The organism is Paenibacillus faecalis, from assembly GCF_900289175.1.
In the GTDB taxonomy this organism is placed as follows: Bacteria; Bacillota; Bacilli; order Paenibacillales; family Paenibacillaceae; genus Paenibacillus_AQ; species Paenibacillus_AQ faecalis.
In genome coordinates, this window is record NZ_LT985747.1 from 4681284 (window position 1) to 4705814 (window position 24531).

The 24531-nt window shown below is 44.4% G+C and carries 21 protein-coding genes; 11 read left to right on the plus strand and 10 right to left on the minus strand.

The annotated features are described in order from the left end of the window. Positions 1-256: 256 nt before the first annotated feature. From C8268_RS21900 to C8268_RS21920, 5 genes are all read right to left on the minus strand, one after another. Entirely contained in the window at positions 257-1363 is a 1107-nt protein-coding gene (locus C8268_RS21900) for an alpha/beta hydrolase (RefSeq protein WP_337441798.1), read from the minus strand. 48 nt (positions 1364-1411) lie between these two features. Then, positions 1412-2272: a phosphatase PAP2 family protein gene (locus C8268_RS21905; RefSeq protein WP_106769648.1), complete on the minus strand. Its 861-nt coding sequence runs from the start codon at positions 2270-2272 to the stop codon at positions 1412-1414. A gap of 20 nt (positions 2273-2292) precedes the next feature. Beyond that, the gene (locus C8268_RS21910) at positions 2293-3993 is read right to left on the minus strand and encodes a glycoside hydrolase family 3 protein (protein WP_106769649.1); all 1701 of its coding nucleotides are present in this window, start codon (positions 3991-3993) and stop codon (positions 2293-2295) included. Positions 3994-4024: 31 nt separating this feature from the next. Next, complete coding sequence (locus C8268_RS21915; RefSeq protein WP_106769650.1) at positions 4025-5371, minus strand: glycoside-pentoside-hexuronide (GPH):cation symporter; 1347 nt, start codon at positions 5369-5371, stop codon at positions 4025-4027. A 210-nt stretch (positions 5372-5581) separates the two neighbouring features. Continuing rightward, complete coding sequence (locus tag C8268_RS21920; protein WP_158702803.1) at positions 5582-8113, minus strand: GH39 family glycosyl hydrolase; 2532 nt, start codon at positions 8111-8113, stop codon at positions 5582-5584. A gap of 355 nt (positions 8114-8468) precedes the next feature. Here C8268_RS21920 and C8268_RS21925 point away from each other — a divergent pair, with 355 nt between their 5' ends. The 3 genes from C8268_RS21925 (at position 8469) to C8268_RS21935 (ending at position 11734) form a co-directional block, all read left to right on the plus strand. Beyond that, on the plus strand, positions 8469-8801 hold the full coding sequence (locus C8268_RS21925; RefSeq protein WP_106770065.1) for a nucleotide pyrophosphohydrolase: 333 nt from the start codon (positions 8469-8471) through the stop codon (positions 8799-8801). Between the two features lie 12 nt (positions 8802-8813). Beyond that, entirely contained in the window at positions 8814-10697 is a 1884-nt protein-coding gene (locus C8268_RS21930; protein ID WP_106769652.1) for a DUF2075 domain-containing protein, read from the plus strand. 164 nt (positions 10698-10861) lie between these two features. Next, positions 10862-11734: an SMI1/KNR4 family protein gene (locus C8268_RS21935; protein ID WP_106769653.1), complete on the plus strand. Its 873-nt coding sequence runs from the start codon at positions 10862-10864 to the stop codon at positions 11732-11734. Positions 11735-11846: 112 nt separating this feature from the next. Here the strand turns inward: C8268_RS21935 and C8268_RS21940 are convergent, their stop codons facing one another. Then, positions 11847-13037 (minus strand): coenzyme F420-0:L-glutamate ligase, encoded by a 1191-nt coding sequence (locus C8268_RS21940; protein ID WP_106769654.1) that lies wholly within the window; start codon positions 13035-13037, stop codon positions 11847-11849. 123 nt (positions 13038-13160) lie between these two features. Here C8268_RS21940 and C8268_RS21945 point away from each other — a divergent pair, with 123 nt between their 5' ends. Next, on the plus strand, positions 13161-14051 hold the full coding sequence (locus C8268_RS21945) for a LysR family transcriptional regulator (protein ID WP_106770066.1): 891 nt from the start codon (positions 13161-13163) through the stop codon (positions 14049-14051). 65 nt (positions 14052-14116) lie between these two features. Further along, the gene (locus tag C8268_RS21950) at positions 14117-14857 is read left to right on the plus strand and encodes a Bax inhibitor-1/YccA family protein (RefSeq protein WP_106769655.1); all 741 of its coding nucleotides are present in this window, start codon (positions 14117-14119) and stop codon (positions 14855-14857) included. A gap of 94 nt (positions 14858-14951) precedes the next feature. Here the strand turns inward: C8268_RS21950 and C8268_RS21955 are convergent, their stop codons facing one another. From C8268_RS21955 to C8268_RS21965, 3 genes are read right to left on the minus strand one after another with little or no spacing between them, the layout of a single operon-like run. Further along, a complete protein-coding gene (locus C8268_RS21955; protein ID WP_106769656.1) occupies positions 14952-16016 on the minus strand; it encodes an endonuclease/exonuclease/phosphatase family protein in 1065 nt (354 codons plus the stop codon). A 36-nt stretch (positions 16017-16052) separates the two neighbouring features. Next, positions 16053-17273, minus strand: a complete 1221-nt coding sequence (locus C8268_RS21960; protein ID WP_106769657.1) for an amidohydrolase family protein — start codon at positions 17271-17273, stop codon at positions 16053-16055. 58 nt (positions 17274-17331) lie between these two features. After that, entirely contained in the window at positions 17332-18564 is a 1233-nt protein-coding gene (locus tag C8268_RS21965) for an amidohydrolase family protein (protein WP_106769658.1), read from the minus strand. Positions 18565-18922: 358 nt separating this feature from the next. Here C8268_RS21965 and C8268_RS21970 point away from each other — a divergent pair, with 358 nt between their 5' ends. The 6 genes from C8268_RS21970 (at position 18923) to C8268_RS21995 (ending at position 23769) form a co-directional block, all read left to right on the plus strand. Further along, a complete protein-coding gene (locus tag C8268_RS21970; protein WP_106769659.1) occupies positions 18923-19666 on the plus strand; it encodes a metal ABC transporter ATP-binding protein in 744 nt (247 codons plus the stop codon). After that, positions 19666-20526 carry a metal ABC transporter permease gene (locus C8268_RS21975; RefSeq protein ID WP_106770067.1) on the plus strand — a complete coding sequence of 287 codons (861 nt, stop codon included), beginning with the start codon at positions 19666-19668 and terminating at the stop codon, positions 20524-20526. Before C8268_RS21970 ends, C8268_RS21975 begins: the two co-directional genes overlap by 1 nt. Before the next feature lie 12 nt (positions 20527-20538). Next, a complete protein-coding gene (locus C8268_RS21980; protein WP_106769660.1) occupies positions 20539-21480 on the plus strand; it encodes a metal ABC transporter substrate-binding protein in 942 nt (313 codons plus the stop codon). Between the two features lie 106 nt (positions 21481-21586). Then, positions 21587-22327 carry a FlxA-like family protein gene (locus C8268_RS21985; protein ID WP_106769661.1) on the plus strand — a complete coding sequence of 247 codons (741 nt, stop codon included), beginning with the start codon at positions 21587-21589 and terminating at the stop codon, positions 22325-22327. Between the two features lie 220 nt (positions 22328-22547). Continuing rightward, on the plus strand, positions 22548-23171 hold the full coding sequence (locus C8268_RS21990) for a GNAT family N-acetyltransferase (RefSeq protein ID WP_106769662.1): 624 nt from the start codon (positions 22548-22550) through the stop codon (positions 23169-23171). 31 nt (positions 23172-23202) lie between these two features. Next, entirely contained in the window at positions 23203-23769 is a 567-nt protein-coding gene (locus C8268_RS21995) for a TetR/AcrR family transcriptional regulator (protein ID WP_106769663.1), read from the plus strand. 39 nt (positions 23770-23808) lie between these two features. Here C8268_RS21995 and C8268_RS22000 read toward each other — a convergent pair whose 3' ends face one another. Further along, a complete protein-coding gene (locus C8268_RS22000) occupies positions 23809-24513 on the minus strand; it encodes a Dph6-related ATP pyrophosphatase (protein ID WP_106769664.1) in 705 nt (234 codons plus the stop codon). Positions 24514-24531 lie beyond the last annotated feature (18 nt).

The following is a 24531-nucleotide window of genomic DNA, read 5'->3' on the forward strand; positions in this document are numbered from 1 at the left end:
CATTTAATTCTCTCAAAATCGAAAAACCCACATTTTCAAATGTACTTTTGCAGTTAAGCGCGGCAGGCGACTTCCTGTTGAATAAACAATATAGGTCCGGGCGGTTTAGGCTTAAGGCCAGCGCTAGCTCTTTTCCGTCGTCCTTTCGTCCGGCACAGATTATTGGTTAGATAATCAAAAATAGATGGTGTTTAAGCAAATGATACCCAAAAAATCTCGAAGGCATGATCACCTTCGAGATTGTTCGGGTGTTTTTCTACAGCTTCGCCGCTTGCTTAGCAATCTCGGCCATACAATCTTCTGCTTGAGGGTACAAACCGATCTTATCCATGAACGCATGATCCAATCCATTGTAACGTATGAGGGTTACTGGAACGCCGGAAGATTGCAGCTTTCGGGCATACGCCTCGCCTTCCAATCGCAGAAAATCATATTCCGCTGTAATGACTAACGCTTTGGGCATCCCCTTCAAGTCAGCCAGCAGTGGCGATACATAAGGGTGCATCGGCTTTTCTCGTCCTTGCAGATAGATTGCATCCAGCAGGTCAGAGGATTGACGCATACCTTCAAGGCCAGCCATAATATACGGCTGATGGTCATGAATCGTATATTCCTCCAGCTTCCATTCAAAATCATCTGTATTGACTCCAGCCATGTTGACCGTTGGATAGATGAGCACCTGGAATTGAATCATGCCGGTTCCAAGGTCACGATCCATCATCGAACATACGGTCGCCAAGTTGCCGCCGGCACTATCACCGGCTACAGCCAGCTTGGTTTTGTCTGCTCCAAGCTCATCTGCATGCTCGTAGGTCCATTTCACCGCATCGAAGCAATCATGCAGTCCTGCAGGATATGGATGCTCTGGGGCTAGTCGATAATCGACAGATACGACGACCGCCGGTCCTTTCTCAGCTATCGCTTTGCATGGATTCTCCACAACATCCAGCGTCCCGCCAAAGAAGCCACCGCCATGAAAAAATACGACGACAGGCAGCCGATCACTTGCATTCTGTACCGTTGGGGTGTAAATACGAATGGGAATTTCACCGTTACGTCCTGTTATATTTCTCGCATCTACTTGAATACCCGTGCGTGTAACGTCTGTATTCGGCCATCCCATCTGTTTACGCAGCATATGAGCAAGTTCAATCGGGTTGATCTTAGACATATCCGGCGCTTCAAAGCCAGCCATAGCCTCCGCTTGCTGTTGCATAACGTTCAGTACACGAGGGTCCAGCGTACCTTCTACATCTGAATCCGGAATTTGCTTCACAATCATGTCCATACCACGCTGCTGTTTAGTGACTGTCCGATTCTCTACCAGTTTTAGCAGTTCGTTATAATGATCTTGATTCATCATCTACGTAAACGCTCCTTTCTAATTAAACAAAAACAAACTCATTCATTTCTATCTTGCTATAGATTTCTGTTTCGGCCAATTCTTCGGGCTACTGTTCCGGTGAAATACAGCATAGAACAGGCACAGGATACTTAACGAAATCATAAATCCGGCTGTCACGTCAGAGGCATAGTGTGCTGAATAGATGACTCGGCTTAATGCAGTAAGGAACCACCACAGAAAACCACCGTAAAATATCAATTGCTTCAATCGCTTGTGTTGAGGCAATACAAACAGCGATAAGGCGACGGTTGCAAATGAGTTTGCGCTATGCCCTGAAGGGAACGATGACCCACCCTCTCCCTGAATTACATACCAGGGAGAGAAATTGGAGTAATCGGGCAATAAATCCCGGAATCGGACGCGCCCCCAGCCTGCTTTGATTCCTTCAATCACAAGTATAGTAACCATAATATAGATTACAGATGTATATGCTATCTTTAGCAAGTAGCTGCGATCCTCTGTCGAAAATCGTATATATGCATATCTTTGCATGGCAAGTGTCATAAGCAGCATGATGATTACGCTCAAAGTTATGAATAGGTTCTCTGAATGTCCAAGATCAAGTCGGAATGTAAACATGCCGATATGCATAACAACGGACAGAATGATCATGATGGAACCTAATGAGTAAAGCAGCGTTTTTTTGCCCCATCCCGTATCCTTAACAGCCGATGCCAGGAACACATTTCCCGCCAAAAACATGATGATAACGATAGCTGATTCTCCATAAATGAAGAAGAATTCTCCGAACGATGACTTCGTGGTTGCGATCGCTTGGGATATTTGCAAATCAGTAAATGCGAATATCAGTAATAGTAACGCAGCAATAGCCATCATTAGGGTGTAGCTTTTTTTGGTTACTAACAAACTGATTCACCCCTTATAAGCTATAGTTTAGCTTCCCAATAGCCGCAAAATGGATCGACAGGATTGGTGCCAACAAATGCAGATTTGCCTTGCAGCTTCTCTACGATAGCGTTGATGGAATAGGAATTGCCGGAATAAGCATTGATAAATGTCTTCATAAAAGGCACATCCTGCAAGTGGAACGGATTGCCTACAGAAATGAACAGAGTTGGCAGTTCCTTAATAAACCAAGGAATATCCGCTCCAAACGGCGGTGTGTAGTTAATTCGCAAGTCAGTCTTGTTGCTAGCTGTTGCATAGTTTGCAAAATAGATCGCCAAATCATATTTGCTCACAAATTCTTTTATCGATGAAAACATTGCCATGAAATTCGTTGGGTCATGTAATTCCACCTCAAAACCGGCTTCACGCAGTTTTTCCAAAAATATTTTATGGTATCCCCCTCCGGAGAAGCTTCCTTCTTCATCTCCGAGTACAAATAAGAGAATTCTTTTATGCGTTTCTGGCGATATTGGAAGCAGCTGCTGTGTATCCTTGACTAAAGTAACGGACTGATCGGCGCATGCTCTTGCCCAGGATTGATGCTCTTCCGAGCCGATAACATGGAGCGCAGCTTCATCTGGAACGAGAGTTCCTGCTTCCTGATGTTCATGCAAGCGAAGGGAAGCCTTCAATCCAAGAATTCGAGTTACCGCTTGATTCACTCGTTCTTTGGTTAATAGTCCGTTCCGGATTCCTTGCAGCATGTACTCACGGTCTTCATCAATACTCCGGTTGAATAAGAAAATGTCACAGCCCGCTGCAATCGCCTTCGGCACAGCGATTTCACGTCGCTCAGCAATCGTAAATCCTGCCATAAGCGTTGCATCGCTGACAATTACGCCATTGAAGTTCAGCTTTTCGCGCAATAGACCCTGCAAAATTTCAGGTGATAGTGAGCTTGGCAGCAAATCTTCATCTTTTAAGTCAGGATTATAGTAGCGCTGATAAGCAGGCTGCATAATATGCCCAACCATTACTGTGTTTGCCCCTTCATCAATCAATGATTGATAAATTTTGCCGAAGGTAGCATCCCATTCTTCGGTTGATAGAGAGTTGATACTTGTAAGCAAATGCTGATCGCGATCGTCTACACCATCACCAGGAAAATGCTTGATAGATACGGCCATTTCATTTTCGTGAGCAGCTCGCATATAAGCACGGCCCATCTCAAGAACTGTTTCAGGGCGATCTCCGAACGTCCGAACATTGGTAATCGGGTTACGGAAATTCATGTTAATGTCCACGATTGGACCGAATGACCAATTGAGGCCAACGGCCTTGCCTTCACGACATGCAACGGTTCCTAATTTATAGGCCATCTCCGGATCATTAGTAGCCGCCACCTGAAGCTGTTTTCCAAAATAGGTCCCTTCCGCAGCGATTCCATCCCCGCCGTTCTCCAGATTAGCTGCCAGCAGCATCGGAATTTTACTATGATTCTGCATCGCTTCATGCGCAGTCCGAATCTCTTTGGCAGGACCAGGACGATACATCAATCCGCCGGGTTGATATTGTTTCACCATCTCAATCAGCATATTGGTGTCGCCCATGCCAACAAGGCAGAACAACTGGCTTACTTTTTCCTCCAATGTCATGGATTCCAACGTGTTTTTTACCCATTGAATATCCTTCTCTTTCAGGTTAAACGGTTTTTTAGACAAATCTACTTGATACAACATTGTATGATGTCTCCTTTTAAGGTCAGTTATTTTAACTAGACGCGTGGCGTGCTTCCAATTCAGCTACCATTACTTTCTCAACTTTGTCTAATTTATAGAACAACAATGCAATAAACGCCAGAACGTAGCAGATGGTCGGTATCCAAATATAGTTCAAATCAATGGCAAACAATGCCGAACTGGATTGCTCCGCACCTGCCTCATATCCACTAAAGGCGAGCAGCCATGCAGACAATGCGCCTCCCAAACCCATTCCAAATTTCACTCCAAATGCCGATGAAGCAGTCAACAAACCCTGTGCCCGAACACCCGACTTCCATTCACCATAATCGACGGTATCAACGATCATAATAAACAGCAAACCCGCAGCGAATCCTGCACCTAAGCTTCCGACGACGCTTCCACCGATCAGAAGTCCAACACTTCCTATGACGTCTCCCATGTACATAATCAATTGGCCGATGATAGAGATTCCCAGGCCCATCAACATCGTATTGCGTTTGCCCATCTTTTTTGTAAAGAACGGGACCGTAATCAAAGTAATGATCATCACCATATTCATGCTCATCATGATCGGAATGAGATCGGGATTATTAATCTTATAAGTAAAATAATAGGTCGTTGTTTGGGTCTTCATAATGTTTGCAATCCAGAAGATAAAATTCAGAAAGAGCATAATAGCCCACGGCCAGTTGCCCTTTATCGCCTTGATGCTTTCACGAAGCGGCAAAGACTTCTGGGCAGACCCCGCCCCAACCCTTTCTCTTAGCTGGAAAAAGGCATTAATGAACAACAGGAACGAAATGGATGCAAAGATTGCCATCGTCAGTGTGAAGCCCTTTGCATCATTGCCGCCGCCTAGCTTCTCTACCATTGGCAGCGTAAAGGTGGTGACCAGGACCGCTCCGATCATAGCAAACAGCATTCGTATCACACCAATAACGGTTCGTTCTTGCGGATCGCTTGAAAGACTCGGAAGGATGGAGGTTACCGGCAAATTGATACCCGCATAGATGATTCCGAGCAGAATATAGGTCACATAGGCGTACACAATTTGGCCTGTCGGACTGATATCCGGAACCGAGAAGGTTAGAACGGCTACAACACTAAACGGAAGGGCCAGCCACAAAAACCACGGTCGGGATTTTCCCCATCTGGTGTTGGTTTTGTCAATCAGTATCCCGAAAATCGGACTGTCACATGCATCAATGAATCGTGCGATTAAAAAAAGCGTACCAACGACACCAGCGCTAATCCCAACAGAATCCGTATAATAGAACAGCAAATAGGTCGTAACGACTTGAAATACCAGGTTAGAAGCAGTATCAGTTAATGCATAGCTGATCCTCTCTTTCCAGGGTACTTGCACAGCTGACATGAGGATTCCTCCTTTATTGGATATACACCCATTATAGAAAGCGCTATCATTTATTGCTTTCCCTTATTTAACGGCGAAGATTAAACAATTTAACCACTTTAAAGCGCTTACATTTTCGCCCAGTAAGAAACATATCAAAAATAAACCTTCCATAAGACAAAAAAAGACCACTGATTGATGTTCTCAGTGATCAACAGGGTGAATATTTGCCTATAAAGGTTTCAGGATATAAAGCTGAACCTCATGGGGGGACAGCTCAGCTTTTACATTAAATTGTGAATCAATAAACATCTTGTATACTTCACGTTTCGGCTGAGAGATGGCTTGCAAATAGGCCAAATCCTCAGGATAAAGACATTCAGGGTGTCCCATTTCTACCCAGTTGTCAAATGAACTTCCCCATTGACGATTGAGCGTCATTTTGCGAATCTGATAAGTCCCTGTCGGCATAGACACCAGTTCCAATGTGAACTGAAGCGGGTCCGTATGTTCAAAAATGCCATATCGATCCATTCGATTAATATGAGACACCTCATTAAGACGATAAAGCTGATCCGTATGGACATAATGATACACCAGCACCTGAATTTCTTGGCCGCGCCTTGTGACGCAGTAGTTATTACCTTTCTTGATGAGCTCATGACCTAACAATGCAAGAAATTGATAGGCGTAATAAGCAGCTTTAGGAACACCTGTCATGGTCATCAGCCCCAGCCCGCCATGAAACATATGGTCAGACACGGTAAACTCCTCAATAAGGTCTGTACATGTCCAATAACATAAGCTGTCTACTTGATCCAGATTATCGATAATATTTTTGACAATATAGGCGGACTGATAGCAGGTATCATGAATAAGATCTCGTTGGTTGCCGCTGGAATTCCACTCTGTAACGTGAATTTCCTCGATTTTGATATCCACATCCGCAACAATCTGGTATGTTTTTGCAACCACTTGTGCCAAATAATCAGATGACTCAGACATCACCCAATAGTCTGACAGTTCATCGGTATTCCAGTGAAAATGTTCATGCGGGTTATGCTGCTGCAGCAAGTCGTGAAAAACCTGATCGTAGGGATAGCTATGAATCGAAATAAAATCGGGTATACAGTTATTTTTCTTGCAATACTCCAAATAATCCTGCAGCCACCTGTCACGCAATATCGTTGGCGACAGCAAGCTCGGCCCGCCCATTTTCAATTGTGAATACTGTTTGATTACTTGATAGGTAGCGTGATGGAGCTCAAAATATTGCTCTTTGGTTCCGTCCCAGAAGGCGCTCACATCAGGTTCGTTCCACACTTCAAAATACCACTTCGCCACCTCGTCATAGCCGTATCTTTCGATGCAGTGTTCCACAAATGCTTTCACCAAACCCGTCCATCGATTCAAAGAGCGGGGAAAGCTAACATTGCTTTTCTTTATAAAAATAGTGCTATCACTCGATGCAAGCTTTGCTGGCATAAAGCCTAGCTCAATAAACGGCTTCAATCCAATGCTCAGAAAAAAATCAAACAATTGGTCAACGTAAGCAAACTGATAGTATGGGTTTCCAGATTCATCTTCCTGATAGACCATCATTTCATCGTCAAATATGCCGTGAAAGCGAATATGCGTGAAGCCGATATCTTTTTGCAGCTGTGTTAATTGCCTTTGTACGTTGGCATAAAGTCCTTCTTTAGCTTTGCCTATTGACGTTAGGCGCTTCCAGGTATGTACAAGCTTTGTTGAGCTTCCGTCATTCATTTGCACGGTTTCACTCTTTTTGATCCATTTTTCTTGGGAGCGATAAGTAATATCTTCATTTGGTTTAGGCAAATATTTAAATAGCGCTTTGAAAGCTTCCTGCTGATTCAACTCCAGATAATTCGGGGCAACAGTCGATTGCTGAAAGGAATGGACATAGGCGTGTTTCTTATGACTGGAGCGATACTGCTTGGCTGACTGTCCATAGGCCTCGTGAAACACTTTGTTAAACGATTTGAGGTTTGGAAATCCATTGTTTATGGCGATCTGTGTAATCGTCTCATCGGTATACAGCAGATCGTACATGGCGTGCTCCAGCCTGACCCCATTCAAATAGTTTGAAAACGTAATGCCCAGTACCTTTTTAAAGAACCGCGAAAGATAGTGAACCGACAAATACTCTTTCTCGGCTAATTCTGTTAAAGTAATCGGCTCTGAATAATTTTGTTGAATATATTCTGTAATCGCCATCAGGCGATCCATATATTTTACGTCGGTTAAATGATCCGCCGGACTTCGCTCTTTCGCAAAATACTTAACCAGATAAGCGATCAATCGAAAGAGCATCCCCTTCATCTCTAGCTCATACCCATTTTCTTGCTTTGTATAGATGAACATCATGTGAGCAAGCATTTGCCGAATCGTATCAAACTCCTCCTGATGCTTCTGATCATATTGAGAAGAATTACATATGAATTGGAGATCTTTCATTGAGCCATACTGCTGCTCCAAATAGGACTGAGATATTTGTAATACAAGCAACAAGCATTGTTCGTCCCCGCTTATGGAGTGAACTTCCTTTGAGTTAATGACTGTAATATCGGATTCCTTTAACAGAAATCTTTCTTGTTTGCGCAGCAATTGGGCATTTCCACTGAGCACAAAAAGGATCTCCATATCTTCATGCCAATGCATTTGAACATAATTAGGCCGGTGCAAAAGGAGACGAAATGGGATGTAGTCATTTGTTGCAATAAGTTCGAAATTATATTTCATCAGAATCCCCTCAAAAAACATAAATGGAATGCGCAATTGACGATGCCGGGTCATTCGTAAATTTTGAGCTAAAAGATATAATAATATTCATTATAGTTATATGAGCAGTATAATATAGCACTGAGGGAGATGCCAATGTACTATTTTTTCGTTATAATTATTAACTAGGAGGTAAATTTTTACGCTCAAGGGAAAGGCCGAATTGGTAAAGAAAGCGGAGATCGTATTTAAAACGAAATATGATTAAAGGCCAAAGCATGGCCACTATGCGACCATACAGAGGCATTTACCCGTGTAGGGATAACTGCCTCTTTTTTGTGTTATTTTGACTGGGGATGGTGATAACAGTATGAAAATGAATGATGAATTGCTAAGGAAAGTTTTAGACTTTCGGGACAGTCGGGATTGGGGGAAATTCCATAACGCAAAAGATTTAGCGATTTCTTTAAGTATCGAAGCATCGGAATTGCTTGAACATTTTCAATGGAGGTCTTCTGAGGAAGCAGTTCACCATAGAAAAGTACAGATTGCAGAAGAATTGGCAGACGTGCTGATTTATTCTATTTATTTGGCTGATACAATGGATCTTAATATTGAGAAAATTATCTATGAGAAAATGAAGAAGAATGAAGAGAAGTATCCTGTAGAAAAATCATACGGAAGAATGAATAAATACACCGAGTTGTAGGAGTGCTGCAGCATGATTATTTACAGTAGTAATGCATTAAAGTTCCGGGAATCAGTTGATCATAATAAAATTACAGTTGAGATTGAGAAAGCTTTTATTGATAAAATGGGTATGAAACCAAGTCCTGGCGAGAAAAGAGCTTGGAACAACTCCATGCAATTTATGGAACGGGTAATTCGAAACTCCAAGATCGCTGATGACTGTGGCATTTTGATTGAATATAACATCCCCGCTACGAGCAAGCGTATTGATTTTATTGTTGCAGGCCAGAACCAGGATGGAAAGAGTAATTTTGTCATTGTGGAACTGAAGCAGTGGGAGTCTGCTCAAATAACGGACCGAGAAGATTTGGTGATTGCATATATCGGTGGAAGAAAGCGGGAGATCCCGCATCCTTCTTATCAAGCTTGGTCCTATCGGCAATTTTTAGACGATATGAATGAATCCATCCATAGCAATGATTTAACGGGGCATGCCTGTGCTTATTTACATAATTATCGGGTACCTCAACCAGACCCCCTCAGGAACGAGCGTTATCAAGGTCTTATTCGAGAAGCACCGTTATTTATGGCTGAGGACACGTTAAAGCTTCAAGAGTTTTTATATAAACATATTGGTAAGGGAAATGGTATTAACCTTCTCTATTTAATTGAGAACGGAAAGATTCGGCCTTCAAAAAAGCTGATCGATCATGTGGAAAGCCTATTTAAAGGAAACTCTGAATTTATTTTGCTTGATGAGCAGAAGGTTGCTTACGAAACTATTATAAGTATAGCTAAAAATATCGATAAGAAAAAAACAATCATAGTCAAAGGCGGGCCAGGCACAGGAAAATCAGTGATCTCAATGAATGCACTTGGTGGTTTGTTAAAACATAAGTTGAATGTGAAATTTATCGCACCTAATGCTTCTTTTAGAACGGTTATGGTTGAGACATTGACAAAACAGCAACTTAAAAACAAAGCAAGAACTCGTGGGCTGTTTGCCGGGTCTGGACAATTTTACGGGGCATCTGAGAATTTCTATGACGTTCTTGTTGTAGACGAAGCTCATCGTCTTAAAGGAAAGGGAGCTTATCAGTATCGTGGAGAAAATCAAATTGAGGATATTATAAAAGCTTCAAAAGTAAACGTGTTTTTTATCGATGATTTTCAGCGTATTAGGCCAGATGATATTGGCTCTGTATCTGAAATCAGAAGGATCGCGAGCTTATATGGCTCTGAGGTTCATGAATATACTCTTTCCGCTCAGTTTCGCTGCTCCGGGGCAGAAGGGTTCATCAATTGGATTGATCATGTGCTACAGATTCAAACAACGGCAAATTTTAATGGCTGGGATCAAGAGTCATTTGAATTTAAGATGATTGATAACCCTAATGACCTATATGAGGAAATTAGAGAAAGGGTTAGTTCCGGATATAAAGCGAGAATGCTTGCCGGGTTTGCTTGGAATTGGACCAGGGATAAAGATGGTAACAGAAACGGTGAGGTTGCTGATGTCGTTATTGAAGAGCACGATTTCCGAATGCCTTGGAATGGAAGAGCAATTTCAAGTACTTGGGCTATTCATGAGGACGGTATAGATCAAATTGGATGTGTGCATACATCACAAGGGTTAGAGTTTGATTATGTTGGAGTTATTATAGGTAACGATTTAAAGTATGATCCGCAGAGTATGCTGATCTACGCTGACTATTCTGAATACAAAGATACGATGGGAAAACGTGGGCTGAAGAATGATAACGAGCAGTTGACGGCATTAATCAAAAATATTTATAAGGTACTAATCTCCAGGGGAATGAAGGGATGTTATCTGTATTGCCGCAATCCTGAACTACATAATTACATCAAGGAACAGTTAAACAGAATAGACCCAAAAATGAGCTTTACTAACTAATGCACCTTTTTTGTTATTCATTATTATTGATTGATTTGAAATAATACAGTTGTTTATTCTCAGTGATGAAGCTCATTGCCGCTTCGGCAAACCTGGACATGCTGGAGAGGGCTGCTCAGGTAATGGTATAATGCTAAAAAGGTGTAGATAGGGAGGCGCAGACGATGAGAGAAGATCTATTGGCTCAGCTGGACGAATGGCATGAGGAAGATGAGTACGAAGAAATCGTAGATGCCATTATAGAGATTCCTGAGGATGAACGGGATTATGAGCTGATCAGCCATTTGGGCAGAGCGATGAATAACCTTGAACGTTACGAAGAGGCGATTGAACAGTTTCTGTCCGTTGCTGAGGAAGGCAAGGAGGACCCGCTCTGGCATTACCGCATAGGGCTTGCCTATTACTATTTGGAGCAGTACGATAAGGCGAAGAAGGCGTTTGAGACTGCGGATCAATTGGAACCTGGGGATGAAGATACCCTGGAGTTTCTCGAGTGGATTCGGGAGAAAACGGCCAAGAAGTCTGTACAAAAAAAGGCTTCCAAACAGAATACAAATGTTGATCCTACTAACTTTTGGGATGACAGCGAGCAGGCGCTTGAACAATATGTTTCAGATCCGCCTTCAGATGAGTTGATTGAGTCCGTTGAAGAAGAACTCGTCTTTAAGCTTCCTGCAGCTTATATTCAGATGATGAAGGTACATAACGGAGGAATTCCTCACAACAGGTTTTTCCCTATAGGGAAGGACCATATTGAAATTTCCGGCATTCTCGGCATTGGACGAGAGAAGAAAAGATCATTGTGCGGAGAATTAGGGAGCCGGTATATGATTGAACAGGGAGGATACCCGGAAGTTGGCGTGGTCATTTGTGATTGTCCTTCCGAGAATGAGGTCGTTATGCTTGATTACCGCACGGCTGGAAATGATGGAGAACCCGAGGTTATTCATGTGGATCAAAAGAATGATTACACCGTCACCAAGCTTGCTCCCAACTTTGAATCTTTTATTAGCGGCTTAGTAAATAAGGAAGTCTAGTAAGCAAAATAAGGACTTGAGGGCGTAAACACAACATGCCTTCAAGTCCTTTTTCATTGGGAAATTCCCGCTTCATGTGATGCCGGAGCTTCTACTCCATTGAAGCTTAAAATTAATTTGTATAGTTGTCAAAATATCCTTGGATATAGACAATAGGTGTGCCTTTATCTCCACTTCCGGAGGTTAAATCAGACAGGGAGCCGATAAGGTCAGTCAGCTTCCGAGGTGTTGTCCCTTGCGCTTCCATGGCCCCTACCAGGTCCGGTTCTTTATTGCTAATATATTCAGAGATCGCTTGCTTAAGCTCTTCGCCTCTTAGATCAGCAAAGTTATTATCCGCCAAATACTTTAACTTGATCTCATTAGGCGTACCTTCAAGACCTGATGTAAAGGCTGGGGATACAACTGGATCAGCAAGTTCCCATATTTTCCCTACAGGATCTTTAAAAGCCCCGTCTCCGTAGACCATGACTTCAACTTGCTTACCCGTTTTTTCTTTAAGCATTTGCTGTATATTATCCACGATCGGCTGGCATTGACGCGGGAAAAGCTTCACACTATCTTCTGTTGATTTATTAGATCCTAGCAGGCCATAGGCTTCATTATATCCACTGCCATCGATTGACTCTGATAAAATGTTGTCAAGGCTGTAGACCTTGTCTCCGCCGTTTGCCTTTAATATTCTCTTGGTTCTGAATCTCGAATGGATATCACAAGTTAGTACATGCTTGGTGTATTCCAGGATCGTTTTTGGATGATTCGAGAAAATGATCTCGCATTCGGTCCCATATTCTTCGATGATCGATTTATAGTAATCAATATAGTCTACCCCAGTAAAAGGATGCTTCTCATATCCAAAATGCTCGCGGAATTGCGATTCGGTTAAAGTATCTGTCCAAGGATTAATTCCTTTTTCATCGAGCATATCCAGATCAACCAGGTGATTTCCAACTTCATCCGATGGATAGCTAAGCATCAGGACAATCTTCTTAGCGCCTTTAGCAATACCACGAAGACAGACTGCAAAGCGATTTCGGCTTAAGATCGGGAATATGACGCCTACCGTTTCTTCTCCAAACTTGGAACGAACATCTTCCGCAATATGATCGATTGTAGCATAATTGCCCTGAGCACGGGCGACGATCGATTCAGTTACAGTGACGATATCCTTATCATGAATGCGAAAGCCCTCAACCTCAGAAGCTTTTAACACACTATCTACAACGATTTGTTCAATGTTGTCCCCTCGGTTTACGATCGGGCAACGGAGGCCTCTAACTACAGTTCCAACGACTCTTTCCAATGTAATCGCTCCTTACAGCTTTTAAAGTTAATGATTGACGTGACACATACACTTGTAATATACATCAATCTAATGGTATAAGTGAAATCAATATATCAAATAGTAGGCATAAGAGGTGCTTATATAGTGAGTAAATTAGATTTATATAAGGTATTTTGCAAAGTCGCAAATAGTAAAAGCTTCTCCAGAGCCGCAAAAGATTTATACATGACACAGCCTGCGGTCAGTCAAGCGATCATGCAGCTGGAAAGGGAGCTGGATACCCGTCTTTTTACACGAACCCCTAAAGGGGTGTCGTTAACGAATGAAGGCAGTTTGCTGTACGAATATGCCAATTCCGCGATCAATCTGATTCACGTTGGAGAAGAGAAAATTCTTGAATTTAAAAACTTGACGACAGGCGAGTTGAAAATCGGTGTGGGGGACACGATTTCCCGTTATTTTTTACTTCCCTATTTGGAGACCTTTCACATTCGATATCCCAATATTAAATTTAAAATTGTGAATGGTACGACACTTGAAATCTGTTCTATTTTAAAATCAGGGGAAGTCGATATTGGAGTCTGTAATTTTCCGCTTGACGACCCGGCACTAGAGCTCAAACCATGTATTGATATTCATGATATTTTTGTTTACGGTGAAAAATTCAAGCACGCCTTATCCGGCCCGGTCAGCCTGGAGGAAATGGCAAAGCTGCCGCTCATCTTTCTTGAATCCAAATCCAATTCCAGAAAGTATGTAGAGGACTATATGCTGTCTAAAGGAATCAAGATTTCTCCGGATTTTGAACTGGGCTCCCACCATTTACTATTGGAATTTGCAAAAATAAACTTGGGCATAGCTTGCGTAACGAAGGAGTTTTCCCAAGAGTATCTCGATAAAGGGTTATTGTATGAAGTTCATCTTACTCCGCCAATACCTAAAAGAAGCATAGGTGTATGTTCCTTAAGAAGTGTATCTCTATCGCCAGCCTCAACAAAATTTGTTGAGATTCTGGAAAAGGGACTACCATAATGCCTACCCTAATATACTTAATATTATGCTAAAATGAAAAATAAAACAGTTTGGAGGCATGCATTTTGATAGGTCGCAGTGGAAATCCAACACTTAGCGAAAAAACATTTGAGAAGAGTGGATATTACAATGGCAAAGAAACGATGACGATCGGCGGAACGGTGAACAAATCGTTCATGCTGTTAGCGCTGCTCATCGGGGCAGCTGTCATATCTTGGGCCATGTTTTTCAATGGTTACAATGTATTCCCGTACATGATTGGTGGCGCGATTGGCGGTTTGATCCTGGCGCTAATCATCAGTTTTGTTCCAACGACTGCACCGTTTTTGGCACCGATTTATGCGATTGCGGAAGGATTTTTTCTAGGGGCATTATCGGCTAATTATGAATCATTATACTATGGGATTACCCTTCAGGCTGCTTTGCTGACCATGTGCGTGTTCTTGGCCATGCTGATCGCGTACAAAACCGGCCTGATTAAAGCTAGCCGGGGATTTCAACGCGGCGTCTTCGCAGCTACGCTCGGCATCGCGCTTGTATATTTGCTGAGCTTTGTACTTGGCATGTTTGGCGTGACGGTACCGTATTTGCATGATAGCACTCCGTTGGGTATTGGAATATCGGTAGTCATCGTCATCATTGCGGCTCTGAACTTCGTGCTCGACTTTAACTTTATTGAAGAAGGGGCTAAGCAAGGAGCACCGAAGCATATGGAGTGGTACGGCTCCTTTGGGTTACTGGTCACTCTCGTATGGTTGTACGTAGAGATTGTCCGTTTACTTGCGAAGTTGGCTAATCGGGATTAGGCTCTAGTATTATATAAAATAGCTGTCGGGGAAATCCCGACAGCTATTTTTTTGAGGTATCGGCTTCTTTAACGTTGGAGAAGGATGAGCAGGTTTACTTTAAAATAAACGTCCCTGTTACCGGATTATGGTCACTGTTTTCGAAGCTCAGGTCGTGTCCGGTAACATCCACGATTTCTACATTCGGAGAAACAACAAATCCGTCGATGATCGCAAGAAAATTGACCCCTTTTTCGTATGCGATGTCCAACGCTCGGGAGGTAGGAATGTTCGGGTCTACCGCCCATTGAAAATCACTCGGGCCAAAGCTTTCTGGGAAAGGCTGCAGCCATTCTGGATATTGCTGCTTCGTAGGGAATTTGGTGGCATCCGTTCCAGGTAAGGAGTGATTCCAGTCTCCGCCGATAATGAGATAATTGTTCTTCTCTACTTCTTGTTCGATATAGTCTCCAAGAAAATCAAGCTGCTGCTTCCGGATGAATCCCCCCTTGTCGTATGCAGATAAATGCAGGTTAATCATAACAAGCTCTTTGCCATTATCGACGGGAAACCTGCTTTCGATAAACCCGCGATCCAGTTCAAACAGCTGAACAGGCCAGTTTTCTTTACCAGGCAGATCAAAGCGGGTATGCGATGTACCTTTGAACGTTGACAATGTGAGTAACCCGCTCTGCACGGAGCCCATCGGATGGGTTATCGGCACAGGAACCCAGGGCACCTTATAATTAAAAGCAAAGACGTTACTATACTCAGGCAAGCTGTCGCTTATTTCCTTGACTTCGTTAATGTGATTGCTGCGTGAGGAGTTGACATCCACCTCCTGCAGGATATATAGATCGGAGCTAGTGTCTTCCAAAAAGCTGGTAATAGCGCTTAGGTTAGTCTCCGTCTGTTCCTTGCTTCTGGAGCGGGACATCTTACCGCCATCCATGAAAAAGTCCTGCCCCTTGTCAAGACCAGCATAGCCAATATTAAACGTCGTGACGGTGAACGGCTCACCTTGCTTCAGCGTTGATCTGCCGTCGTTATTGTTGGCGTGGAGTTTCGATTGAGCAGGGGGCTTATAATCTTTTACTGTTGTATAGATTAGAAAAATGGCAAGCACGGCAATCAAGGCAAGCACGATCCAGGCTAGCCACTTTAGCGCAAATTTGATCATCAGGCTGCTGCACCCTCCTTGGTTTATGTTTTTGAATTAAAGCGAACCTGACACAATGTTTCCTTGATACATGACCGCTTGCAGCTTCGATCTTCTGGCGACCGCCTCTGCGGAGCAGCTTGCATGGGCGAATACGACGTTCGCTTCATCGCCGACCATCGGCCAGATTCTCTTGCCATCGCGATTCAGAGGCGTTCTTCCGCCGGTAATGAAGCCAAGCGCTTGTGATAAGGATAATTCGTCAATATAGCGGTATACCTCTGCTAAACGACTGGCCAGTTCCAAATTATCACCTATGCCGAATGGGGACCAGTGGTCTGTGATGCTGTCATTGCCGAGTTCAACTTTGACCCCTTTGTCATGCAGAAGCGGAATCGGCATGGTTAGCGCACCGGTCGGAACAGTAGATGTGATTGAAATCCCAAGCTCGGCAAACTGCTCCGCCAGCTCGGCAGCGGCGCCTTCCGGAACACCTGCAAAACCAAAAGCGTGACTGACGGTAACCCGTCCTTGCCAGCCTGCTTCTTCGGTTAGCTCAGCCAGTCTTTTCATCGTGAATATGCCCAAATGATCCCGGTCGTGGATATGGACATCGACTCCGGCGTTAGCCTCCACAGCAATATCCATGATCGTCTGCAGCGACTTTTCGATGTCTTCGTCTACGGTTGCCGGATCGACACCGCCCACGAAGGTTGCACCTTGCTTCATGGCTTGCTTGACCAGATCAACAACCTGGGAGCGCAGCAAACCATGCTGCGGGAATGCAACGACTTCGTGAGAGATTTTACCGGAGAAGGAGTCGAGCGCCCGCATCGTGGCTTCCAGGTTGCCCAGTCCGACCATCGGGTCGATGTTGCAGTGTGTGCGGATATGCGTGGAGCCGAATCCGAGCATCATCGCAAGCATTTTTTCCGCTCTTTCCTGTGCTGTTGGCAGCTGCTTGGGAAGCAGCTCTTTCTCTTCTTTCATTCGTCCGAAAATGCTCGTGAACGGTTTAACGGCCTTCCATGGCCCTCCGTAATATGTTTTATCGATATGGATATGCATTTCTTTGAACGATGGCAGCATCAGCAGCTGCTTGGCATCCAGGACCGGCAAATCACCGGTGGTTGGAGGTGTGCCATATACAAGTTCTGCGATTTTACCGTCTTCGATGCGAATGTGGCAGATTTCTGTTTTCGTACTTGTCACTCTTCCGCTTTCGACGTGATAACCACTCTCTAACCGAACATTGATTAACCAATATGTTAAACCCATCGTTTTATTCATCCTTTCAAGAAGTCATTGGAATTACTCTGGGGATTTGATTTACATCTTAATTCGAACGGAAGCTTCCCGAAACCATCTGCCCCTTATACATGACAGCCGGACGAGGCGCTTTTCTGGCTACGACCTCTGCAGAACAGCTGGCTTTAGCGAATACCATGCTTGCATCATCTCCAATCTTCGGCCACATACGCTCTCCATTGGGACGGAGTGGTGTGATGCCGCCTGTGACGAATCCCAATGCCTGAGATAATGAAAGCTCGTCAACCCAGCGGTAGCGCTCGGAAAGACGGTATGCTTTCTCCAAGACATCACCGTTGCCGAAAGGAGCCCAGGAATCATAAAATCCATCGCATCCAAGGGCAACCGTAACTCCTTTTTCCCGAAGCATTGGAACTGGCGGGATCGGTCTGTTGATGGGAGCTGTGGACATGATCGATATTCCGAGATCGGCCAATTCATCAGCCAGTTCGTCTGCACGCTCGTGCGGCACTTCACCCAGAGCGAAGGCATGGCTGACAGCAACTCTGTTCTGCCAGCCGGCTTGCCGCGTGATATCGGCTAATTTTTTCATAGTGTACCATCCCAAGTGTCCCGGATCATGTAAATGCATATCGATATCGGCATCGGCTTCTGCCGCGATCTCCATCATTTGACTTAAAGAGGCTTCCACCCGATTATCAATTCCGCCAGGATCGAGCCCGCCAACCAGCGTGGCTCCTTCACGCATCGCTTGCCTCATCAGAGCAGGTACCTGATCGCGCAGCAATCCATGCTGCGGAAACGCAACGATTTCATATGTAAGTTTGTCTTCAAAATCCTCCAATGCTTCTCGCACAGCCTCCAGGTTTTTAAGACCGATGTAGGGGTCGATATTCACGTGAGTGCGAACATGATTCACTCCGGATTTCACGAACAGGCTGAGCAGCAGCTTGGCTCGTTCAGTCATCGTCTCAAGTAATATCGGCAGTTCTTTAGCCTCCAGCTCGAGTCGCTGGGCTAAATTTTTTACAGGAGTACATGATTTCCAAGGACCGCCCAAATACGTTTTGTCCAGATGATTGTGCATTTCCTTAAAAGGAGGCAGCGCTAAAAGCCCTTGCGCATCCTGCACAGGCAGATCCGTCTCTACAGCTTGCGCGTCAGAGATGATCCGGGCGATCTTTCCTTCCTCAATGAGAAGATGGCAGGTTTCGCTCTTCGTGCCTGTCACAACTCCATTGTCGAATACATATCCGCTTTCCAGGCGAACGTTCGATAACCAAAAAGTGTTCGATTTCAAGTGTTATTACCTCCTTAGGCTGTACAGTTTGTCACCCGACTGGATCTCTTTTTGATACCGCTTTCAGATATATAAATATATGCTCTCATAGGGTCAGTCCCGTCCCTATCCAGCTACCATTTTTTCAGAAATATGAGGATAAATCAAGATAAGTTATTGTTTGGATGTTTTTTGAAGAGGCAGGCGTATTCAACAATGAAAATTTCAAAATCATGATTGACAGAAACAAACAAATCGTTTATTTTGTTGTACAAGGGAAACATTATTAGCCTGGTACATATTATTTAACTTGGGTAAATAAAAAATGTCGTTCCACTAGCGGCAAGGATTATCAGGTTTTTCAAGGGGTGAAAATGAAATGACTAGTGCTGTAGAGGTCAGGGACCTTCATGTTTCTTACTATGGCAACGAAGCCATACGGGATGTTACGTTTTCGATTGAACAAGGCAGTATGGTTGGCATTATTGGCCCGAACGGTGCGGGAAAGTCGACGTTAATCAAGGGTATTCTGGGGCTGCTTAAGAAAGATAAGGGAAGCGTCCGTTTCTTCGGGGAAGAGCTGGATAAAGTGAGAAAAAGAATCGCTTATGTCCCGCAGCGCAGCAATATCGATTGGACGTTCCCGATCACGGTTATGGATACCGTTCTGATCGGTACTTATCCGAGTCTTGGACTATTCAAGTTTCCGAGGAAGCGGGAAAAAGCATTGGCTCTGGAGTCACTTTCAAAGGTTGGGCTATCGGAGTATCGAAACCGTCAGATCGGAGAACTATCCGGCGGTCAGCAGCAGCGTGTATTTCTAGCGCGTGCTTTAGTTCAACAGCCGGAGTTGCTGCTGCTAGACGAGCCTTTTGTCGGGATCGACGTGGCTAGCGAAGAAACGATCGTTCATATTCTGAAGGAGTTGCAGCAGGAAGGAAAGACCATCGTTGTCGTACATCATGACTTAAGCAAAGCCAATTCCTATTTCGACCAGCTTCTCTTGTTGAACAAGGAATTAATTGAGTACGGCGATGTCGGGGACGTCCTTAACCAAGAGGTTATGTCCAAAGCTTACGCTCACCAGCTGCGTTTTCTGGAGGAGGTTGAGGTAGCGTTATGATGGAATTTTTGCAAGCGATCCAGCAGTATGAATTTTTGCAAAAAGCATTGTTTACTTCTGTTGTGGTAGGAATCATCTGTGGAGTTGTCGGCAGTTTTATTATTTTGCGGGGGATGTCCCTGATGGGGGATGCCATTTCTCACGCTGTGCTGCCTGGGGTGGCCCTCTCATACGCATTTGGCATTAATTTTTTTGTCGGGGCTGTCCTCACCGGGGTTCTTACGGCTGTTGGCATTGGCTATGTCAGTCAGAACAGCCGGATCAAGAACGACACGGCGATCGGTATTTTGTTCACCGCTGCGTTTGCACTGGGGATCGTTCTGGTCACGTTATTACAGAGCAGTACCGATCTGTATCATATTTTGTTCGGGAATGTGCTGGCTGTACGGCCGTCAGATATGTGGATCACCGTTGGTATCGGCGGAATTGTCATCGTGACGGTGTACGCTTTTTTCAAAGAGTTGCTGCTCACTTCGTTTGATCCGACAATGGCAGCTGCTTACGGTTTGCCGAACAAGCTGATTCATTATTTGTTAATGACTTTGCTGACACTGGTTACGGTTGCTTCCTTACAAACGGTAGGAATCGTTCTGGTCGTTGCGATGCTGATTACCCCTGCCGCGACAGCGTATCTTTTAACGGACAGGTTGTGGGTGATGATTTTACTGGCTGGAACCTTTGGCATGATATCTTCGATTGTCGGCTTGTATTTCAGCTTTACTTATAATCTGGCATCGGGTGCTACCATCGTGATTGTGGCGACTGTTTTCTTTTTGTTTGCTTTTTTCTTCTCCCGCAAGCACGGGGTTGTATGGAAATCTATATTGGCGCGTCAAAAGCGGGCCCAACTCTCAAAATAAAGGAGTCTGTTTATGAAAAAATTGAATCTTGGTATCGTATTTCTTTTATCTATTGCTATGCTGGCTGCCTGCGGTTCTCCGCAAAATGCGACCCCATCTGCCAAATCCAATAATGGTAAGCTTCAGGTCATTACGACGTACTCTATTTTGTATGACATCGTTAAAAATGTAGGGGGGGACCGTGTGGAGATACATAGCCTTGCCCCGATTGGCTCCAATCCCCATGAGTATGATCCGCTGCCCGTAGATGTGCAAAAAACGACCGACGCTGATGTTGTGTTTTATAACGGGTTGAATCTTGAGGCCGGAAATTCATGGTTCGATAATCTGATGCAGACCGCAGGCAAGTCCGGTGACGATGCTCCGGTATTTCGCCTCAGTGAAGGGGTAACTCCCAAATATTTGACGACAAAAGGAAAAGAGAGCGAAGAGGACCCGCACGCATGGCTGGATGTTCGCAATGGGATCAAGTACGCAGAGAATGCTCGGGACGCCTTGATCAAGGTTGATCCGGAGCATAAGGAAACCTATGAGCAAAACGCCAAGGCGTATATCGAGCAGCTGAATACACTTCATGAAAATGCTGTAAAACAATACAGCTTGATTCCAAAAGAGCAGCGGGTTTTGGTGACAAGTGAAGGTGCATTTAAATATTTCAGTGAAGCGTATGACTTTGAGGCCGGATATATATGGGAGATTAACTCGGAGAATCAGGGCACACCGGAGCAGGTAAGTGCGATTGTGGATATGATTAACGAGCAGAAGATATCGGCTTTGTTTGTTGAATCGAGTATCGACCCTCGCAGTATGGAAATGGTTTCGAGAGAAACTGACATACCGATTGTCGGAACTGTCTTTACGGACTCTCTTGGCAAGCCTGGCGAAGACGGCGACACTTACATCAAGATGATGGAGTGGAACATCAAGACGATCTATGAAGGACTAACAAAGTGAACATGAAATAGTTACAGTTCTGAGGATATCAGCTTTTATATGTAAATTAAAAAGAATTGAAGCCGATAAGTATAGTAAATATACAAATATTTACGGAGGTAATGTTATGAATATTTCCTCATCGGCTGCAACTAACAGCGGAACTTATGCATTGAAGGGTTCGAGCAGCTCCTTGGCTAATCCAATGGATCGCGAGATTCAGCAGTTAATGAAGTTGAAATCCCAGCTTCAGGAGCAAATTCATAAGACAACTGAGAGCAATATGGACATGAAAGAGAAGCAGCTTCGAATCAAGGATTTGAAGAGTCAGCTGCAAGAGGTCGATTCACAGATCAAGCAGAAGCAGACAGAGAAATTGATGCAAAAGAAACAGAGTGAAGAGGTTTCCAAGCAAGAAGAAACCAATGCCAATCCAGCACTGGAAGAGCAAGGCCAGGGGCAGATGGCGGGGCTAAACAGCGTGTTGATGGCTGATCTGACTTATACGAAGGCCCAAGTGATGAGCAAAACGAAGAGCGGTCTTGAACGGGAATTACGTGTTCTCAACAAGGAGATCAAGCAGGATGCGGACAGGGGCTATTTTTCATCCAGAAAAAGCGATAGAGCCCTTGAGATTGAAGGTCAAATGAACGATTTGGATAAGAGTATTGGGGAAGCGCTTGGAGGCGTACAAGACAACATCACAGAATCGACAGAGCAGGTGGAAAAAGAATCAGAGGCAAGCCGCGCAAGAGCTGACGAAGAGAAAGGTGAAGACATCAATCGTGCGTTGCAAGGCGTTAAGTCAGGCAGCGAGGAAGAGAGCGAGAAGCGTACAGAGCATAAGTCTGTGGACATTCGAATTTAAAAAAACACGGATTATTGAGGCACTCCTGAAGTTAGTGGACTTGGGGAGTGTCTTTTTTTGTTCAATGTGCGTTTTGAAAAGTTGAAATCACTTTATAAATAAATTAAGATACGATCATATGATAGTAAATACTATCATATGATTTATTAAAGTATCAATAAGGGCCTGCAATAGACACATATATTCGTAGGTGGCAGCTCTTTAAGGAGGGTTTTGCAGATTGGATAAACATCAGGAGTTGACGATTACCAATGAACTGACAAGGGAACAGGTTGAGCAGGCAGCGGAAATTCATTACGACGCTTTCAAGTACAAAGTAAAATACTTGTTGCTGTTTACGGGCAGTCGAAAGAAAGCCGTTTCCTTTCTGACGAGAGCCTTGACGATCCGAAACGGCCTTTATGTGCTCAAAGCGGACCGAGTCATCGGTATAGTTGGGTTGCAAAGGGACAAGGAGGCCTATATTGACGCAACATTCAGATTATTTAAGAAAACGTTCGGGCTGTTTGGAGCAAGTTGGAGATTTGTTGCTTTTAAAGCATACAAATTTTTTGTTGGAAGCCCCGAAGCGCATGAACTGCGGATCGATTGGCTTGCGGTTTCAGGCGAGGCCCGTGGGTTGGGCGTTGGAAGCTATCTGCTCCAGAAAGTTCAGGAAATTGCGTCAGATATGGGCAAGACCAACCTTGTGCTGGAGGTCGTAGATACGAATCCCCAAGCCCGCAAGCTGTATGAACGAATCGGGTTCGTTCATACCGACACGAAAAAATTCGGCTTGATTACATCAAAGGCAGGCTTTAAAGCGTTGCATTATATGAACAAGTCGATTGGAAAATCGAAATAGCAGAACATGATCAGAAAGAAGGATGTAAACGATGAAAAATGCCAGATCAGCGATGAAGGAAGCAAGGCTTAACGCCATATTGGACGCCGCTACTGAAATATTGGTCGAGAAGCCTACAGCATCGCTGAATGAGATTGCAGCTTATGCTGGCATCGGTATCGCTACGTTGCATCGATACATTGAGAGCAGGGAACAGCTGATGCTGCAGCTGGGTTTAAGAGCGGTGCAGGTCGTTGGGGAGACGATCAATCGAATTCCGATGGACGAGGACCACATCGAAAACTTTATTCCAGAGTTGGTGGAGGCGCTGATTCCATTAGGGGACAAAATCTATTTTTTGGTGAATGAAGCCTCGCTAAACTGCAGCTCTGAGATGACTGAAGCGGAGGAGAACATGAAGGAGCCGTTACGGCGCGCCATTCAATTGCTGCAGCAAAAAGGCCATCTTCGGCAGGATATGAGCAGTGAATGGATTTTGAATGTCATGTACTGGCTTTTCTTTGCTACCTGGCAGCAGGTTCAGGAGGGGGTTATCGCCAGGAAATCAGCAGCATCCCTTGTGCTAGAGACATTGTTCCACGGTTTCAAAGCGAAATAAGGAACGGATTCAATATAGTTTCGCCCCCGAAAGGTCAGGCTATCGTTTTTTAGCCGTCTCATCCAACTCTAGCGGCAAAAAGGCATACTCACCATGCTTCAGAATACGGCATTTGCGAACGGGAACAGGACGTTTGAAAATAGGTCCATCGATGACGGTCGTATGGAACTCTCCGCCTTCTCCGCAGGGATCAATCCCGCGGTCTTCAAGCTCTTTAACGTATTCAGGAGTTAATGTACGGCCTAAATCGTCCTCCGTCATTCCTAACGATAGATTGACCGTAACAACAACGGTTTTAAACCCTAGGTTGATAAATTCGTCAACGGCCTCTTTATGATTCGTTTCCCAGAGAGGCATGGCCAGTTTTAGCCCGGCTTTTCTCGTTACTTGATCATGCCAGCAGTCTTGCACTGGCATATCCAGATCTCCGGTGACAAGCACCTTTGCCCCTTGAGCTTTTGCTTTTTCCAGAAGGCCTATAAAGACCGTCTCATAATCATCCCAGCTTGCAGCTGCTGTGTATACGGGCAGACCGATCGAATCAGCCTGGGCACGAATAATCTCTGGCGGCATTCCGTGGGATCGGGATCGTTGTCCTTTTTCCTCCAGCATCACGATAAGTCCAATCGCTTTTCCAACTTTCATCGCCTTATACAGAGCGAGAACACTATCTTTGCCGCCGCTAAAAGAAGCGATAAATGTTTGGCCATAGGCCCCATGTTTCCAATCGATCATTTCTGTCATCATATTTTCTCCTTGGTG

Excerpts from the sequence above, each read along its gene's own strand:
- C8268_RS21900 (WP_337441798.1), bottom strand. The coding sequence starts at position 1,363 with ATGATGAATCAAGATCATTATAACGAACTGCTAAAACTGGTAGAGAAT.
- C8268_RS21910 (WP_106769649.1), bottom strand. The coding sequence starts at position 3,993 with ATGTTGTATCAAGTAGATTTGTCTAAAAAACCGTTTAACCTGAAAGAG.
- C8268_RS21915 (WP_106769650.1), bottom strand. The coding sequence starts at position 5,371 with ATGTCAGCTGTGCAAGTACCCTGGAAAGAGAGGATCAGCTATGCATTA.
- C8268_RS21920 (WP_158702803.1), bottom strand. The coding sequence starts at position 8,113 with ATGAAATATAATTTCGAACTTATTGCAACAAATGACTACATCCCATTT.
- C8268_RS21925 (WP_106770065.1), top strand. The coding sequence starts at position 8,469 with ATGAATGATGAATTGCTAAGGAAAGTTTTAGACTTTCGGGACAGTCGG.
- C8268_RS21930 (WP_106769652.1), top strand. The coding sequence starts at position 8,814 with ATGATTATTTACAGTAGTAATGCATTAAAGTTCCGGGAATCAGTTGAT.
- C8268_RS21935 (WP_106769653.1), top strand. The coding sequence starts at position 10,862 with ATGAGAGAAGATCTATTGGCTCAGCTGGACGAATGGCATGAGGAAGAT.
- C8268_RS21955 (WP_106769656.1), bottom strand. The coding sequence starts at position 16,016 with ATGATCAAATTTGCGCTAAAGTGGCTAGCCTGGATCGTGCTTGCCTTG.
- C8268_RS21960 (WP_106769657.1), bottom strand. The coding sequence starts at position 17,273 with ATGGGTTTAACATATTGGTTAATCAATGTTCGGTTAGAGAGTGGTTAT.
- C8268_RS21970 (WP_106769659.1), top strand. The coding sequence starts at position 18,923 with ATGACTAGTGCTGTAGAGGTCAGGGACCTTCATGTTTCTTACTATGGC.
- C8268_RS21975 (WP_106770067.1), top strand. The coding sequence starts at position 19,666 with ATGGAATTTTTGCAAGCGATCCAGCAGTATGAATTTTTGCAAAAAGCA.
- C8268_RS21980 (WP_106769660.1), top strand. The coding sequence starts at position 20,539 with ATGAAAAAATTGAATCTTGGTATCGTATTTCTTTTATCTATTGCTATG.
- C8268_RS21985 (WP_106769661.1), top strand. The coding sequence starts at position 21,587 with ATGAATATTTCCTCATCGGCTGCAACTAACAGCGGAACTTATGCATTG.
- C8268_RS21995 (WP_106769663.1), top strand. The coding sequence starts at position 23,203 with ATGAAAAATGCCAGATCAGCGATGAAGGAAGCAAGGCTTAACGCCATA.
- C8268_RS22000 (WP_106769664.1), bottom strand. The coding sequence starts at position 24,513 with ATGACAGAAATGATCGATTGGAAACATGGGGCCTATGGCCAAACATTT.